General features: G+C 60.2%; 13 protein-coding genes and 1 riboswitch. Of the genes, 2 read left to right on the forward strand and 11 right to left on the reverse strand.

What is annotated here, in order from left to right; all coding sequences use genetic code 11:
* Positions 1 to 4 precede the first annotated feature (4 nt).
* Positions 5 to 1,171, reverse strand: a complete 1,167-nt coding sequence (gene alr, locus O3W47_RS09010) for an alanine racemase (protein WP_269313505.1) — start codon at positions 1,169 to 1,171, stop codon at positions 5 to 7.
* 127 nt (positions 1,172 to 1,298) lie between these two features.
* Between alr and O3W47_RS09015 the strand changes: the two genes are divergently transcribed.
* Positions 1,299 to 1,757, forward strand: coding sequence for an Lrp/AsnC family transcriptional regulator (locus O3W47_RS09015; protein WP_003500727.1), 459 nt, complete (start codon positions 1,299 to 1,301; stop codon positions 1,755 to 1,757).
* Between the two features lie 229 nt (positions 1,758 to 1,986).
* Here the strand turns inward: O3W47_RS09015 and thiD are convergent, their stop codons facing one another.
* Genes thiD through O3W47_RS09040 form a run of 5 tightly spaced genes read right to left on the reverse strand, consistent with a single transcriptional unit; the run spans position 1,987 to position 5,899 of the window.
* A complete protein-coding gene (gene thiD, locus O3W47_RS09020) occupies positions 1,987 to 2,784 on the reverse strand; it encodes a bifunctional hydroxymethylpyrimidine kinase/phosphomethylpyrimidine kinase (protein WP_137453941.1) in 798 nt (265 codons plus the stop codon).
* Positions 2,781 to 3,443, reverse strand: a complete 663-nt coding sequence (gene thiE / locus O3W47_RS09025; RefSeq protein ID WP_269313506.1) for a thiamine phosphate synthase — start codon at positions 3,441 to 3,443, stop codon at positions 2,781 to 2,783. The genes thiD and thiE overlap by 4 nt, the downstream gene beginning before the upstream one ends.
* Complete coding sequence (locus tag O3W47_RS09030; RefSeq protein ID WP_269313507.1) at positions 3,430 to 4,170, reverse strand: hydroxyethylthiazole kinase; 741 nt, start codon at positions 4,168 to 4,170, stop codon at positions 3,430 to 3,432. Before O3W47_RS09030 ends, thiE begins: the two co-directional genes overlap by 14 nt.
* A complete protein-coding gene (locus O3W47_RS09035) occupies positions 4,167 to 5,117 on the reverse strand; it encodes an ABC transporter substrate-binding protein (protein WP_174023165.1) in 951 nt (316 codons plus the stop codon). The genes O3W47_RS09030 and O3W47_RS09035 overlap by 4 nt, the downstream gene beginning before the upstream one ends.
* Complete coding sequence (locus tag O3W47_RS09040; protein ID WP_080819125.1) at positions 5,114 to 5,899, reverse strand: ABC transporter permease; 786 nt, start codon at positions 5,897 to 5,899, stop codon at positions 5,114 to 5,116. The genes O3W47_RS09035 and O3W47_RS09040 overlap by 4 nt, the downstream gene beginning before the upstream one ends.
* A 124-nt stretch (positions 5,900 to 6,023) precedes the next feature.
* Positions 6,024 to 6,126, reverse strand: a riboswitch (TPP riboswitch).
* Positions 6,127 to 6,345: 219 nt separating this feature from the next.
* Between O3W47_RS09040 and O3W47_RS09045 the strand changes: the two genes are divergently transcribed.
* Positions 6,346 to 7,635, forward strand: coding sequence for a TadE/TadG family type IV pilus assembly protein (locus tag O3W47_RS09045; RefSeq protein WP_269313508.1), 1,290 nt, complete (start codon positions 6,346 to 6,348; stop codon positions 7,633 to 7,635).
* 33 nt (positions 7,636 to 7,668) lie between these two features.
* On the opposite strand, the gene O3W47_RS09050 is transcribed toward O3W47_RS09045, so the two are convergent.
* The 5 genes from O3W47_RS09050 to O3W47_RS09070 all read right to left on the reverse strand — a co-directional run bounded on the left by O3W47_RS09050 (position 7,669) and on the right by O3W47_RS09070 (position 14,012).
* Positions 7,669 to 9,663: an alpha-glucosidase gene (locus O3W47_RS09050; protein ID WP_269313509.1), complete on the reverse strand. Its 1,995-nt coding sequence runs from the start codon at positions 9,661 to 9,663 to the stop codon at positions 7,669 to 7,671.
* A gap of 11 nt (positions 9,664 to 9,674) precedes the next feature.
* Complete coding sequence (locus O3W47_RS09055) at positions 9,675 to 10,529, reverse strand: carbohydrate ABC transporter permease (protein ID WP_035220846.1); 855 nt, start codon at positions 10,527 to 10,529, stop codon at positions 9,675 to 9,677.
* Between the two features lie 4 nt (positions 10,530 to 10,533).
* Positions 10,534 to 11,445 carry a carbohydrate ABC transporter permease gene (locus O3W47_RS09060; protein WP_003519885.1) on the reverse strand — a complete coding sequence of 304 codons (912 nt, stop codon included), beginning with the start codon at positions 11,443 to 11,445 and terminating at the stop codon, positions 10,534 to 10,536.
* Between the two features lie 174 nt (positions 11,446 to 11,619).
* A complete protein-coding gene (locus O3W47_RS09065) occupies positions 11,620 to 12,885 on the reverse strand; it encodes an ABC transporter substrate-binding protein (RefSeq protein WP_135397347.1) in 1,266 nt (421 codons plus the stop codon).
* Between the two features lie 50 nt (positions 12,886 to 12,935).
* Positions 12,936 to 14,012: an ABC transporter ATP-binding protein gene (locus O3W47_RS09070; RefSeq protein ID WP_080819122.1), complete on the reverse strand. Its 1,077-nt coding sequence runs from the start codon at positions 14,010 to 14,012 to the stop codon at positions 12,936 to 12,938.
* Positions 14,013 to 14,329 lie beyond the last annotated feature (317 nt).

The raw sequence follows: 14,329 nt of genomic DNA on the forward strand, positions 1-14,329 counted from the left end.
CGTCTCACTTGTGATTGACTGATGTTGAAGCGGCTGCCGGGGTTTCTCCCGGCTGAATATAAAGGCGTCGATAGCGGCGTCCGAGGCCGGTCAGGATTTCATAGGCGATCGTGTCCGCATCCTCGGCGATGTCTTCCAGCGTCTGCTCAGGCCCGATCATCTGCACAAGGCTGCCCTGGGTCAATGTTCCCTCGGGCAGGGCGGATATGTCGAGAATGATGCTGTCCATCGAAACGCGTCCCGCAATCGGCAGGCGCACGCCGTTATACCACGCCGCGCCGCGATTGCTGAGCGAACGCGGCAGGCCGTCAGCGTAACCGGCGGCGATGGTTGCCAGACGCGTGGGCCCGGCCGCTTCGAAAGAGCCGCCGTAACCAACCAGCGAACCGACGGGAACGGTGCGGGTCTGGATGACGGCCAGATCGAGGCGAACGACCGGCTTCATCGGGTTGGGGCGTGTAACGGACGGCGCGCCGCCATAAAGCGCGATGCCGGGGCGCAGCAGGTGGTTGTGGTAATCATTGCCCAGAAAGATGCCGCCGGAATTCGAAAAGCAGACGGGCGCTTCAGGAAAGGCAATGGCGGCTTTGCGCATCACCGCAAGCTGCGCGGCATTGGAGGCATGGTCCGGTTCATCGGCGCAGGCGAGGTGGCTCATGACGAAGGCGATGTCGATGCCATCCAGCAATTGCGGCCGGGAGGCGAGGATTTCGAGTTCTTCGGGGGAGAGGCCGAGACGGCACATGCCGGTATCGATCTGCACGGCGGCGGTGAGCGCCTTGCCAAGCTTTTTGGCGTGCGTCGACCATTGGGCGATCTGCTCCAGCGAATTCAGAACCGGGGTAACGGCCATGGCAGCGCAGGAGGTCTCGTTGCCGGGCTGAAGACCGTTGAGAACAAAGATCCGCGCTTCTGCCGAAAGCCGCAGCCGCAAGGCCAGCGCTTCATCGATATGGGCGACGAAGAAATTGCGGCAGCCCGCCTCGAACAGGACCTGCGAGACGATATCCGCGCCGAGACCGTATGCATCGGCCTTGACGACCGCTGCCGTCTGCGACGCAGGCGCCATGGCCGCAAGGGTCAGATAATTGTCGCGCAATGCGCCGAGATCGATGGTCAGATGACCGCTTGCACCACCGGCGGCCTGCTGGCGGCTGATCTGCATGTCCATGGTCGTTCACCCTCATTTTTATCCCATGAGGGTATTGCAACGATTGTCGAATTTCTTGGCGATTGTTCGAAGAAAATGCGATAGAATTCACAATGGCGCAATTTTCTTTTGCTGATTGGAATCTTCTATGTCGTCACTCGATGCGACCGACCGCCACATCATCCGCCTGCTTCGGCTCAATGCCCGTATCAGCAATGCGAAACTGGCGGCCGAAGTCGGGCTTTCCGCATCCGCCTGCCTTCGCCGGGTCGATATTCTCGAGCGGGAAGGGATTATCCGCGGATATACGGCGCTGACCAGCGGGCTTGCCGGCGGCGAGGTGATTTCGGTCATCGTGCAGATCACGCTCGACCGCCAGACGGAGGATTTTCTCAACCGTTTCGAAAATGCGGTGCGGCGCTATCCTGAGATCCGCGAATGTTATCTGATGACGGGCGGTTCGGATTATTTTCTGCGCTGCGAGGCGGAAAGTGCTGGCGATTTCGAGCGGATTCACAAGGAAATTCTGTCGAAGCTGCCGGGGGTTTCGCGCATTCATTCGAGTTTTGCGATCCGGAATGTGTTGGCGACGCCGAAGGCGCGGTAGTCGTATTTTGCGAGCGGCAGAATATGCGGCCACCCCCCTCTGTCCTGCCGGACATCTCCCCCTCAAGGGGGAGATCGACAAGCGGCTTGCTCGCCATATTCAGTAGGACAGTTTATCGATAGTAAGACGGTTGCAAGGGAAGGGGCGGTCGCTCCCCCCCGATCTCCCCTTGAGGGGGAGATGTCCGGCAGGACAGAGGGGGTAAACCCCAAACTCCGCCCTCTCATCGCTAACCCCACCATCGATAAAAATGATGCACCGGCCCCCGCCCATGCCCGATGGCAAGGCCCCGCCCGGCATCGAGCGCCCCATTCAGATACTCCTTCGCAAGCCCAACCGCCTCCCGCAACTCACTACCCCTCGCCAGATGAGCCGTAATCGCCGCCGCCAATGTGCAGCCGGTGCCGTGGTCGTTCTTCGTCTCGACCCTCGGCGCGGAAAGCGCCTGCATGGCGCCATCCGCAAACAGGTAATCCGTGCTCTCAGGCCCATCGTCATGGCCGCCCTTGATGAGCACGGCTTTCGCCCCCGCCTTCAGGATCAACTCAGCCTGGCGGGCGATCTCCGTCTCCGTCTTCGCCATCGAAGTCCCGGTCAGCAGCGCCGCTTCCGGCAGGTTCGGCGTAACGATGGTCGCGAGCGGCAGCAAGTCGCGGCGCAATGTCTCGATCGCGTCTTCATGCAGCAAACGGTCGCCTGATGTAGCTACCATGACCGGGTCCAGCACCACCGGCTGCGATTGCCGCCGAAGCCGTTCCGCGATCGCGGCGATGGTTTCGATCCGCGAGACCATGCCGATCTTCACCGCATTGACGGCGAGATCGGAGAATACCGCATCCATCTGCGCGACGATGGTGACGACCGAAATATCCTCCACCGCCGTCACGCCCTTGGTGTTCTGGGCGGTTATGGCGGTGATGACGCTGGCGGCATAGGCGCCGAGCGCGGAGAAGGTCTTGATATCCGCCTGAATACCCGCGCCGCCGCCGCTGTCGGAGCCGGCAATGGTCAATGCAATGGCTGTCATGGCTGTCTCGCTTTCAGCGCCGCATCAATCCTGGAGCGGAAGTCCTTGGTCGCGCTGGCAATATCGCCCGCGCGGAAAATGGCGGAAATGACCGCCACACCATCCGCGCCGGCGGCAATGACGGGTGGCACGCGGGCAAGATCGATGCCGGCGATAGCGCCGACCGGCATATCCGGCTTCCACTCCTTCAGCAGGGCGCGCAGCGTGGTAAAACCGTCGATACCGACCGGCCTGTCCGGATTGACCTTGGAAACGGTTTCGAACACGCCGCCGATGCAGGCGTAGTCGACGGGCATCGAGGCTGCCCGTTCGGCATCGGGGCGGTTCTTGACGGTGAGGCCGATGATCGCCTTTTCGCCGAGAATACGCCTTGCGGTTTTGGCGTCCATGTCGTCGGCGCCGAGATGCACCCCGTCCGCGCCCGATGCGAGCGCCACATCCACCCGATCGTTAATGACCAGCGGCACGCCGGTGCCGGCGATGGCCTGGTGAATGGCATGGGCGTTTTCGATCATCTCCCGCGTCGAGCCGTGCTTGTCGCGATATTGCAGAAGGGTCGCGCCGTTCAGTGCGGCGGCCAGAGCAAGCTCCGGCAGCGGCGCGACATCGCCAAGGCTCGCATCGACCAGTGCGTTGAGGCGGTAATCAACCTTGTTCATGCTCTATCCTCGCGTGAGTTGTGATGTCCTCGCCGGAAATTTCGGAAAGCGCATCCAGAAACGCCGGTTCGAAGGTACCGGGGCCTCTGGCGTGTTTTGCTGCGAGTTCGGCGGAAACGCCGGTGACGGCAAGGGCGGAGGCCGCCGCAGTCAGGGCGTCCTTTTCCACTGCCATGAAGGCGGCGATGACGCCGCCCGAAAGGCACCCTGTTCCCGTCACCTTCGCCATCCACGGATGACCGTTGACGATCCTGATGCTGCGGGCGGCATCGCGCAGATGATCGACCGGCCCGGTCTCAATCCGGACAGCATCCGGCACATCGCCGATCAGGCTCATTTCGGCGCGATTGCCGCGCACGATGGTGGGGGAAAGGGCGATGAGTTCGCGGGTGAATTCCAGCCGTGACGGCGAATAATCGCAATGCACGGGGTCGACGATCCACGGCTTGCCGGATGCATTGGCGATTTCGATCGCCAGCCGGATGACCTTTCGCCGCTCGGCATCCAGCGTGCCGAGATTGACGGTCAGCGCATCCGCCTTGGTGACAAAACTCTCGATCTCCTCGAGCGAGGTGGTCATGGAGGGAATGCCGCCGACGACGGTGATGCCGTCTGCGGTGAATTTCTGCACCACGGTGTTCATCAGGCAATGCACGCGCGGGCGCGTCTGCCGCACGCGCTCCAGAATCTCGGCGGCCTTTGCCGCTGTCGGAAAAGTCGTCGTCATGGCTGCTGCAGCTCCACGGCGATGTCGTCCGCCGCCGGTGCCTGCTTGATCAGCTGCATCTCCTGCATGAAGGCGCCAAAACGGGCATAGCGGGTGCGATCGAGCGCGGCGGGGCGCTTGGCGAAACGCGGCAGCGTGTCGAAGAAGGCCTGCTTGTTCAGCGCATCGTCAAGGTTCGGATAGGCCTTGATGAAAAGCTGCCAGGATTCCTGAGGATGATTGGTAATGAAGATCGCGGCCTGTTCCACGGCGGAGAGGAAACGCGGCAGGCGGTTGTCTTTCGCGAGATCGCGGTGCGTGACGAAGATCAGCTCGTCATAAGCCGGCACGCCGTGTTCCTCCGGAAAGAAAGAGCGGCCTTCATGTCCCTCCAGCTTCATCTGCGTCAGCTCGAAATTGCGGAAGCCGCCCAGCGTGGCATCCACCTTGCCGGCGATCAGCGACGGCGAGAGCGAGAAATTGACGTTGATGAGTTCGATATCATCCTTCGTCAGACCGTCCTTTTCCAGCATGCGCTTCAGCATCGCATCCTCGAAGCCGGAAACGGAAAAGCCGACCTTCTTGCCTTTAAGGTCCTTCAGGCTTTTGATCGGACCATCGGCCAGAACGGTGACAGTGTTGAGCGGGGTTTCGACCAGCGTGCCGAAACGCACGAGCGGAAGGCCGGCATCGTGATCGAGGTAGAGGTTCGGTTGGTAGTGCACGCCGATATCGGCCTGTTTGGCCGAGACGAGACGCGGCACGGCGGAGGGGTCTGCGGGCGGAACCAGTTCCACCTCCAGCCCGGCCTCGGCAAACAGGCCGCGTTCTTTCGCGATTACCATCGGCGCATGATCGGGGTTCACGAACCACTCGAGCAACACGGTCAGCTTGTCTGCCGCATGCGATTGCATGGGTGAAAGCACGCTTGCTGCCGCGACGACGAGGGAAAGAAGAGTTCGTTTCATGGTGCCGAAAGTCTCCGTAAAGATCTGAAAGGAATGGTGTGTTCTGTTTCCTTCGCCCAGGGGGCCAGATTGGCGGTCGCCCGGTCGACGATGAGCCGCAGCAGCACCGCCATGACGGCGAGAATGGCCATGGCGGCGAACATGGTGTCGGTCTGCATGCGGGCATTGGACTGGATCATCACAAACCCGAGCCCGGCCGATGCGCCCACCCATTCGCCGATGACGGCGCCGAGTGGGGCAAGCGGCGCGGCAACCCTCAGGCCGGAAATGAGCGAGGGCAACGCCAGCGGCACGCGCAACCGGGTGAGGATCTGCCAGTGGCTCGCCTCAGTCAGCGAGGCGGCGTCGAGGATGGCGCGATCGGTGCGGTTGAGGCCATCCGTGAAAGCGGAGGCAACGGGGAAGAAGATGATGATCGCCGTCATGACCACTTTCGAAGCCATGCCGAAACCGAACCAGAGGACGAGGATGGGGGCGAGCACGAAGACCGGAAAGGCCTGCAACACCAGAACCATGGGCCAGACGAGGCGGCCGAGGCGCGGGATGGCGGCAATCGTGAAAGCGACGAGAATGCCGGCGGCGATGCCCGCCGCGAGCCCGAGCGCCATTTCACCGAGCGTTACCAGTGCCTGCCCGAACAGGAAGCCGGGCTGGCGCCAGAAAGCGCCGGCAACATCGGCGGGCGACGGCAGGATGTAGCGGGGCGGCGAAAACAGCCATGTTCCCGCCTGCCAGAAAACCAGCAGAAGACCGACACCGTTTAGCGCATGGGTGGCACGCATGAGCCGGACCTCAGATGCAGACGCACCGTGTGCGAAGGGCGGAAGGTTTCAGCATCATCATTCGTCTCCAGATGTGACAATCTCGGAGATCAGGCAAAGCGGAGAAGAGAAAGGGCAGCGCCTACTAGCGCGACAGTTCCGTTCCTACGCCGGCATGACCCGGATCAGGTTCAAGGGTCCGGCTCATCGCCATCTCAGCACCGTTCGGTGCTCCCCTCGGAAGAGTTTGTTTTGTAGGTCAAGTTTCATAAATGTCAACGTCCGACCAGCGATCCGTCGTCAGGCGTGATCTTGAATGCCCGAACGGCCTCGCGCCGCTGCGCATCTCCCATTGGCGTATTAGTTATTGAGGAAATTAGATTTATCGAAAATTAGTTATCTCTTGAAACTGCCTTTCAATATTGTTCGGCTAACTTTCGCTCCGGGGAAAAGTTCCGGGGGCGAATTTGAAGAACATCTGGCAGGATAAATCGGGAAATTTCGGCATTCTCAGCGCCCTGTTGATGGTGCCGTTGATTGGGGCGGCCGGCGTGGCCCTTGATATAACGCGTGGCATGGCCGTCAAATCGGACCTGCAGATGGCGGCGGATGCCGCGGCGCTTGCGGTGGTCGCCGATACGTCGTCGAGCGTTCACAAGGCAAAGGAAATGTCGGGCGACGGTGTCATTTCGCTTGGCACTGATGAAGCCTCCGCATTCTTTGAAAGCAATGAGCGGGCCAATCCCGACTACAAGCTCCTGTCTCTTGACGTGTCGGTGATCAAGCAGGGTAATGCCATCGAATCCTCGGTCAATTTCACGGCATCCGTCGGCACGACGCTTTCACGGATACTCGGAGAGGATCTCATCACCGTTTCGGGCAAGGCGACCGCCAAATACGAGACGGAAACATTCAGCGACTTCTATGTCCTTCTGGATAACACCCCCTCGATGGGCGTTGGCGCGACGCCAACCGACGTTGCCACCATGGTTGCGAATACGAGCGACAAATGTGCTTTCGCCTGTCACATCGTGAAAGACGGGGTGGTGGATAAGAACAGCTATTACTACAAGGCCAAAAGCCTCGGGGTCACAACGCGCATCAATGTGGTGGCGCAGGCCACGGCAAGCCTGATGGATACGGCAAAGTCCATGCGCAAAAGCAGCAATCAATATCGTATGGCGGTTTACTCCTTCGGAGAGAAAGCGGAAGATACGAAGCTGCTCGAAGTCGTGTCGTTGACATCTGATCTGGCGATCGCGAAGAAAAAAGCCGCTGAAGTCGACCTGATGTCGATCCCCAAGCAGGGGTTCAACAACGACCAGCAGACCGATTTCGACCGGGCACTGACCCAGATTGGCGACAGGGTCGGCAGTTCGGGCACCGGTGCAAGTTCGGCCAGCCCCGAAAAGATCATCTTCTTCGTTTCAGACGGCGTCGGCGACAGCTACAAGCCATCCGCCTGCACCAAAAAAACCACCAGCGGCCGCTGTCAGGAACCGATCGATATCAAATATTGCACGAAGCTGAAGGAGAAGGGTTTTCGGATCGCCGTGCTTTATACCACCTATCTGCCGCTGCCGACCAATGACTGGTATAATAGCTGGATCAAACCCTTTCAGCCGGAAATCGGCGCACGCATGCAGCAATGCGCTTCGCCGGGCCTGTTCTTCGAAGTCAGCCCGTCGCAGGGCATCAGCGATGCGATGACCGCCCTTTTCAAAAAGGCCATCACATCACCCCGCCTGACGGGGTGATGGCAGGGACGAACCCACTCGTTTAGCCCTTTGTCAGCCAATGGTGCGAAGCTGTTCAAACAGCGACCGATGGCTGCTATCTGCACGATAGAACACCGCCGGCTCGCCGAGCGGCGCTTCGACGGTGACGTCCTGTCCGCCGGGATAATGCGTGCCGCTCCACAGGTGCACCCATTCACCATCGCCCGGAAGATAGAGCGAGCGTTGTGTTTCACCTGCTTTCCAGACGGGTGCGACAAGCATGTCCGCCCCGTAGAGATAGCAGTCCTGAATGGCATAGGTCTGCCGGTCATTCTCGTAGTGCAGGAAGAGCGGACGCTGCACCGGCAGACCCGTCCTGGCCGCTTCCGCCGAGAGCGATTTCAGATAGGGGGCAAGTGCGACATAGATGGATGTCATGCGGGCGAAATGGGCAAGAACCGCCTCATCCTGATCGATCTGGAGATTGTCGCGCGGCCGGTTGCCCTCATGTGTACGCATGACCGGCGTGAAGGCGGCCATTTCCGTCCAGCGCATGATGAGCTCTGCGGTTCTGACATTGCCGAACAGGCTGGTGTAACCGCCAATGTCGGAATGGTGATAGGCATTGCCCATGAGGCCGGAGGAGAGCGCCCCGCAGATGACGGTGACCAGGCCGTCGTGACGGGAGAAGTCAACCGATTGGTCGCCGCCCCAGATGAGGGGGCAATGGGCCTGCACGCCGGTGAAGCCGGCGCGCATGAAGAACAGCGCTTCGCCGGTCTTGCCGCGGCTTTCGACGGCCTTGGCGTTCACCTCGGCCCAGAGCGTTGGCCAGGCATTGTGCATCAGCTTGGCATCGACGCCGTTGGAAAGGTTGATATCGATCGGCAGATATTCGCCAAAATCGGCCATCCAGCCGGAGAGGCCGAAATCGAGCATGTTCCTGCCGATGATCTCTTCGGCAAACCAGTCGGCGGCGGCCGGATTGGTGAAATCGACCACGCCGCAATCGAATTCGCCGAAATCCACCAGCGCCGTCTTGCCCTCGGCGTCGGCGGCGAAATAACCGGCTTTTTCGGCAACCGGGAAAAGCGGACCATCGACGCAGAGATAGGGGTTTACATAACCCAGGAAGCGGATGCCCTGATCGGCAAGCTCGGCGATCTTCTGGCGCAGATGCGGATAACGCGTATCATTCGCCTGCCAGTCCCAGAACAGGCGCGCGCCGAATGACGTCTGGCGAAGACCCACCCAGTCTTCGCACCAGAGGCCGGACACCTTCGTTCCGGCTGCGCGGATTTTCTCCAGTCTGGCGAAGGAGTTGACGCCATCCTTTAACCCGATGATCGCGCCGCCATAGATCCATTCCGGCAGTTCTGGCTGACGTCCGAACCGCAGCGACAGGGCGGAAACGATATCGGCAAAATGATCGCCGGCGAAGAATTCGATCTTTTCGGGAATGGCCCAGATTTCGATCTCATGGAAATCGCCGTTGCGGAAATCGAAGACCGAATAGGCGCTTGTCTCCACATGGAGGGCGTATCTGCGCGACGACAGGTAAGTCGGCTGCGGATAGTTGGTATTGTAATAATCACCGCCCGCCTTGCCGCTGACATCGGACTTGAAGGTGATTTCGGTGGTCTTGTCGCGGCCGACCCCCGGCTCGGAAGTCCAGAGCGGGAAACGCCGGCCGCGCATGTCGAAATAGGACATCTGTTCGCCGCCGCCCCAGACATGCTCATCCGTTTCCGCAACGACGCGCAGCCAGAGGCGGTTGACGGTGTCATCCAGCGCCGTTAGCCGCATCGCGTTGCCGTCGAGTGTCAGGCGAAGGCGCGGTGCCTGTCCCGGCGCGGATGAGAGCGTGATGCTGTCGCCGTTGACCTCGGCGTGGCGCAGGGCGGTTCGCTCAATGACATAGTCTTCGATATCGAAATTGCCGCGATACATGTCCATTCGCTCCTTGCCGAAACCGGCGAAGAAGGCCGGGTTTTGGGGAGAATGGGAAAGTATGGTGCGGTTGCCGATCGTGAGCGCGAAGCCGTCTTTGGTCGTTTCGAAATGCATGACTTTACCTTTTAGCCCTTGAGACCACCGGCGGTGAGACCCGAGACGACCCGCTCCTGGAAGATGACGATCAGGATCGCGACCGGCACGATACCAACCACCAGCGCCGCCGAAATGACCGGCCAGGGGAAGGCGAATTCACCCTGATAAAGCTGGATGCCGACGGGCAGGGTGCGAAGGGCCGGATTGGAATTGAAGGAAAGCGCCAGCAGGAATTCATCCCAGGCATTAACGAAGGCGAGAATACCTGCGGTGAAAACGCCCGGTGCGCAGAGCGGCACCACCACCTTGAACAGCGCGCCGATGCGGGTGCAGCCATCGATCATGGCGGCGTTTTCGAGATCGCGCGGAATGCTTTCGAAGAAGGAGACCAGCATCAGCGTGCAGACCGGCAGCGAAAGCACGGTGTAGGGCAGGATAAGCGCCGTCCAGCTGTTAAGCAGGTTCAGCGCCCGCATGATTTCGAACAGAGGCACCAGCAGGGTCACCAGCGGGAAGGTGGAAACGGCGATGATGAGCGAGAGGATCAGCGCCCGGTATTTGAGGTTGAGCCGCGCCAGCGCGTAAGCCGCCAGCACCGAGATCAGGATGGTGAGTGCGGTCGAAAGCAGCGCCACCATGAAGCTGTTGAACAGGAAGAGGTGCAGCGGCTGATCGGAAAAGGCCTGCATGTAGTTGGCCAGCGTGGGCGCGTGCGGAAACCAGGTGATCGGCTTTGCCGTCAGTTCCGCTTCCGTCTTCAGCGAGGTGAAGAGGATCCAGATTGCCGGAAACAGGCCGTTGACCAGAAGGATGGAGGCCGCAATGAAGCGCAGCGGCTTGCCGGAGAAGAACGAGGACAGACCGGAATTTGCAACGGTGCTCATGGGATCAGTCCTTCGTCCTGATGATGCGGAGATAAACGGCGGTGACGCACATGGAGAGCGCAAACATCATGACAGCGAGCGCCGAACCGTAGCCGAGATCGAGGAAGGAAACGGTGTTCTGGTGAATGTACATGGCAAGCGTCGTGGTGGATGTGCCGGGGCCGCCGCCGGTCATCATGTAAGGAATATCAAAGGTCTGCAGCGCCGTGATCGTGCGGAAGATGAGGGCAACGACGATCGAGGGCTTGAGAAGCGGCAGGGTGATTTCGAAGAACTGCCGGATTTTACCGGCGCCATCCACATCCGCCGCCTCGTAGAGCGAGCGCGGAATGGTCTGCAGGCCGGCAAGGATCATCAGCGCCATGAAGGAGGATGTCTTCCAGATGATGGTCAGGCAGATGGCCGCAAACGCCCAGTTGGGGGAGTTGAACCAGATGACGCCTTCAAAGCCCAGCCGGTTCAGCACATCATTGACCACGCCATACTCGTAATGGAAGAACCAAGCAAAGATCAGGCCGGCAAAGGAGAGCGGCAGCGCCCAGGGGATGAGCAGCGACAGGCGCATCGGCCATTGCATGGAAAAGGGCAGGTTGGCGAGCAGTGCGAGGCCAAGGCCCATGAACAGTGCGCCGGGCACGGTAATCAGCGTTATCAGAACCGTATTCCAGGTCGTTTCCCAGAAGATCGGGTCATCGAACATCGCCGTGTAGTTTTCAAAGCCGATGAATTCCGCCGGCAGGCCGGATGTCAGCGACAGACTGAAAAACGAGGTATAAACGAGCCGCGCCACCGGATAGACGATGATCAGCGACAGAAGAATGGCGGCAGGCGCCAGCAGAAGCACGGCCAGCGACCGGTCGCCGAGATCGAGCCACCGCGTCCAGCGCGGCAGCTGCTTTTCGTCCACCCGGACCATGGTTCTTTCCGGCATTGTCACACCTGCCACTCCCGCAACTGGATTCACGTCATCGTCTCCCGATCGGACCGGTTCATGTCCGGCCCGTTTATCGCGCCGCCCGGGCGCGTTTATTCCTGTCCGTCGAAGCAGCCGGAAAGGGCATGAAACCATGCCGCTTTCCGGGCTTGAAGCTTAGCGCAACACGCGCCGCAGACGGCTTTCCATCTGCTTTGCGCCGTCCTCCGGCGTCATGACGCCGGCAAGTACGCCGTTGACGGTGGTGCGGATCGTCTCGCTGACCTCGTTGTAACGCGGCGTCACGGGACGGGCCTTGGCGGTTTCAACCACGGGCAGGGCGTCGGCGAACCACGGGATTGCCTTGGTCACGTCGGCATCCTTGTAAAGCGCGGCATAGGTCGGCAGCAGCGTGGCGTTGATGGCCATGAACTTCGACACATCCTGACCGGAGAGATATTCCACCAGCTTCTTGGCTTCATCCTGCTGCTTGGAATAGGCGGAAACGCCGAATTCCCAGCCGCCGAGGCAGGTTGTCTGCTCGCCGCCCTTGACGGCCGGCAGGCGGGCGACGCCAACCTTGTCGTTCACCTGCGATTCCTTGCCCTGGAAATGCGTCCAGGCGTAGGACCAGTTGACGGCGAAGAGAACCTTGCCGGCCTGGAATTCCTTGCGGGTGTCGTCGGTCGCGACTTCGGAAATGTTCTTCTTGGAAATACCTTCATCGACGAAGCTCTTCCAGAGCTTCAGCGAATCCACGGCCGCCTGATTATCGAAGTTCAGCTTGCCGTTTTCGACCAGCGACTTGCCTTCGCTCCAATAGGGCAGGAGGAAGGTGCAGACCGCGCCTTCGATCGCCTTGCCCTGGAAGGACAGGCCCTGAAGCTCGGGGTTCTTTTCACCCTCCATCACCTTCTTGGATGCTTCCTTCAGCTCGTCCCAGGTGGTTGGCGGCTGAATGCCGTATTTGTCCAGCAGGTCCTTGCGGTAATAAAGGAACATGGAGTCGGCGAAGGCGGGCAATGCCACGATCTTGCCGTCCACGGTGTTGGCTTCGGCATAGGTCGGCAGATAGGCGGACATGTCCTTGCCGGAAAAATCGCTGGTCCAGCCGGCGGTGGCGAATTGCGCGGGACGGATGACGTCGAGCATCAGCACGTCGAGGCTGGAATCCTTGGCCGACATCACGGTGTTGAGATATTGCGCCTGCATTTCCGAGGTGTTGCCGCCGGTCTCGATGACAACCTTCACGCCCGGCGTCTTCGCCTCATATTGATCGAGCGCCTTGCGCCAGACGTCCGGCTGATGCTGGCTGGAAACGAAGATTTTCAGTTCGGCATCGGCAAAGGCCTGTCCTGAGAAAGTGAGCATTGTTGCGCAGAGCGCTGCACCCATGAGGGCTTTGCCCCCGATAGCTTTGCCCCCGATAGCTTTGAATGTCATGTGTTCCTCCCGTTATTAAACCCTTGGCCGCAGCGTTTTTCGCCCGGCGATCAGTGAATCGAGCGTTCCGTCGCGGCGTCGAAAAGATGGACCTTGGACGGATCGACGCCGATCTTCAGTTCCTCATTCGGCGCAGGCCGCAGATGCGGCGGCATGCGTGCGGTCAGCGCCGCATCGCCAAGGCTGAAATGGACGAGCGTGTCCGAGCCCAGCGGCTCCACCACCTGCACCTTGACCGCAAGCTGCGTGTCGAAGCCCTCGGCGGGGCCGAAATGTTCCGGACGAATGCCGACGATGACTTCACGCCCTTCGAGCCCCGTTTCGCGGGACGGCCGGATGGCTGCCATCGGCAGGGAATTGCCGTCCGAAAATGCCAGCCGGTCGCCGCTCACCTTGGCGCGGGCGAAATTCATCGCCGGAGCGCCGACGAAGCCGCCGACAAAGACGCTTTCCGGACGGTTATAGACCTCGTCCGGCGTGCCGACCTGCTCGATATCGCCGCCGCGCAGGATAACGATGCGGTCTGCCAGCGTCATGGCCTCCACCTGATCATGGGTAACGTAGATGATGGTCGTGCCGAGCTGCTGATGCAGCCGCTTGATTTCCGTGCGCACCTGTCCGCGCAGCTTGGCGTCGAGGTTGGAAAGCGGCTCATCGAACAGAAACACCTGCGGGCGGCGCACGATGGCGCGACCCATGGCCACGCGCTGACGCTGGCCGCCGGAAAGCTGACCGGGCCGCCGGTCGAGAAGGTGCTCGATGCCAAGCATCTTTGCCGCCTCGTCGATGCTGGCATTGGCCTGCGATGCGCTGACACCGCGCACCTTCAGGCTGAAACCCATGTTCTCGCGCACGGTCTTGTGTGGGTAAAGCGCATAGTCCTGAAACACCATGGCGATGTCACGCTCGCGCGGCGGCAGCCGGTTGACGACGCGGTCGCCGATCTTCACCTCGCCGCCGGTAATGCTTTCAAGCCCCGCGACCATGCGCAGCGTCGTCGATTTGCCGCAGCCGGAAGGGCCGACGAACACGACGAATTCGCCATCGTTGATTTCAAGGTCTATGCCCTTGACGATGCGAAGCGCACCGTAACTCTTGTCCAGCTTGCGCAGGCTGACCGAAGCCATATTTTCCTCCTCACGACCGGCGCGTCCAGAATTCGGATGGACGCCATTGCCGGTATCAACCTTCAAGTTCCACGCATCGCATCGTTGAAAATCGATCCCGATTGTCTGGCGATATCGTGGGATGGCGAAACGCCTGTCTCCCTGAGGACGTGATATTACCTTTCATAAAAAGGAAATCAATAGTGTATCAATTTTATTTCTGACAGAAATCAAAAACTATTAAGTCATTGATTTAAAGAAATATAGTCGCAAAACAACCAGCAGGACAGGTCGCTGCTTGCTTGCCTCCCGTCAAATTTCTCCATCCATCTGGATCA

The sequence above is a fragment of the Agrobacterium sp. LMR679 genome, assembly GCF_027157905.1.
GTDB classification, from domain to species: domain Bacteria; phylum Pseudomonadota; class Alphaproteobacteria; order Rhizobiales; family Rhizobiaceae; genus Agrobacterium; species Agrobacterium leguminum.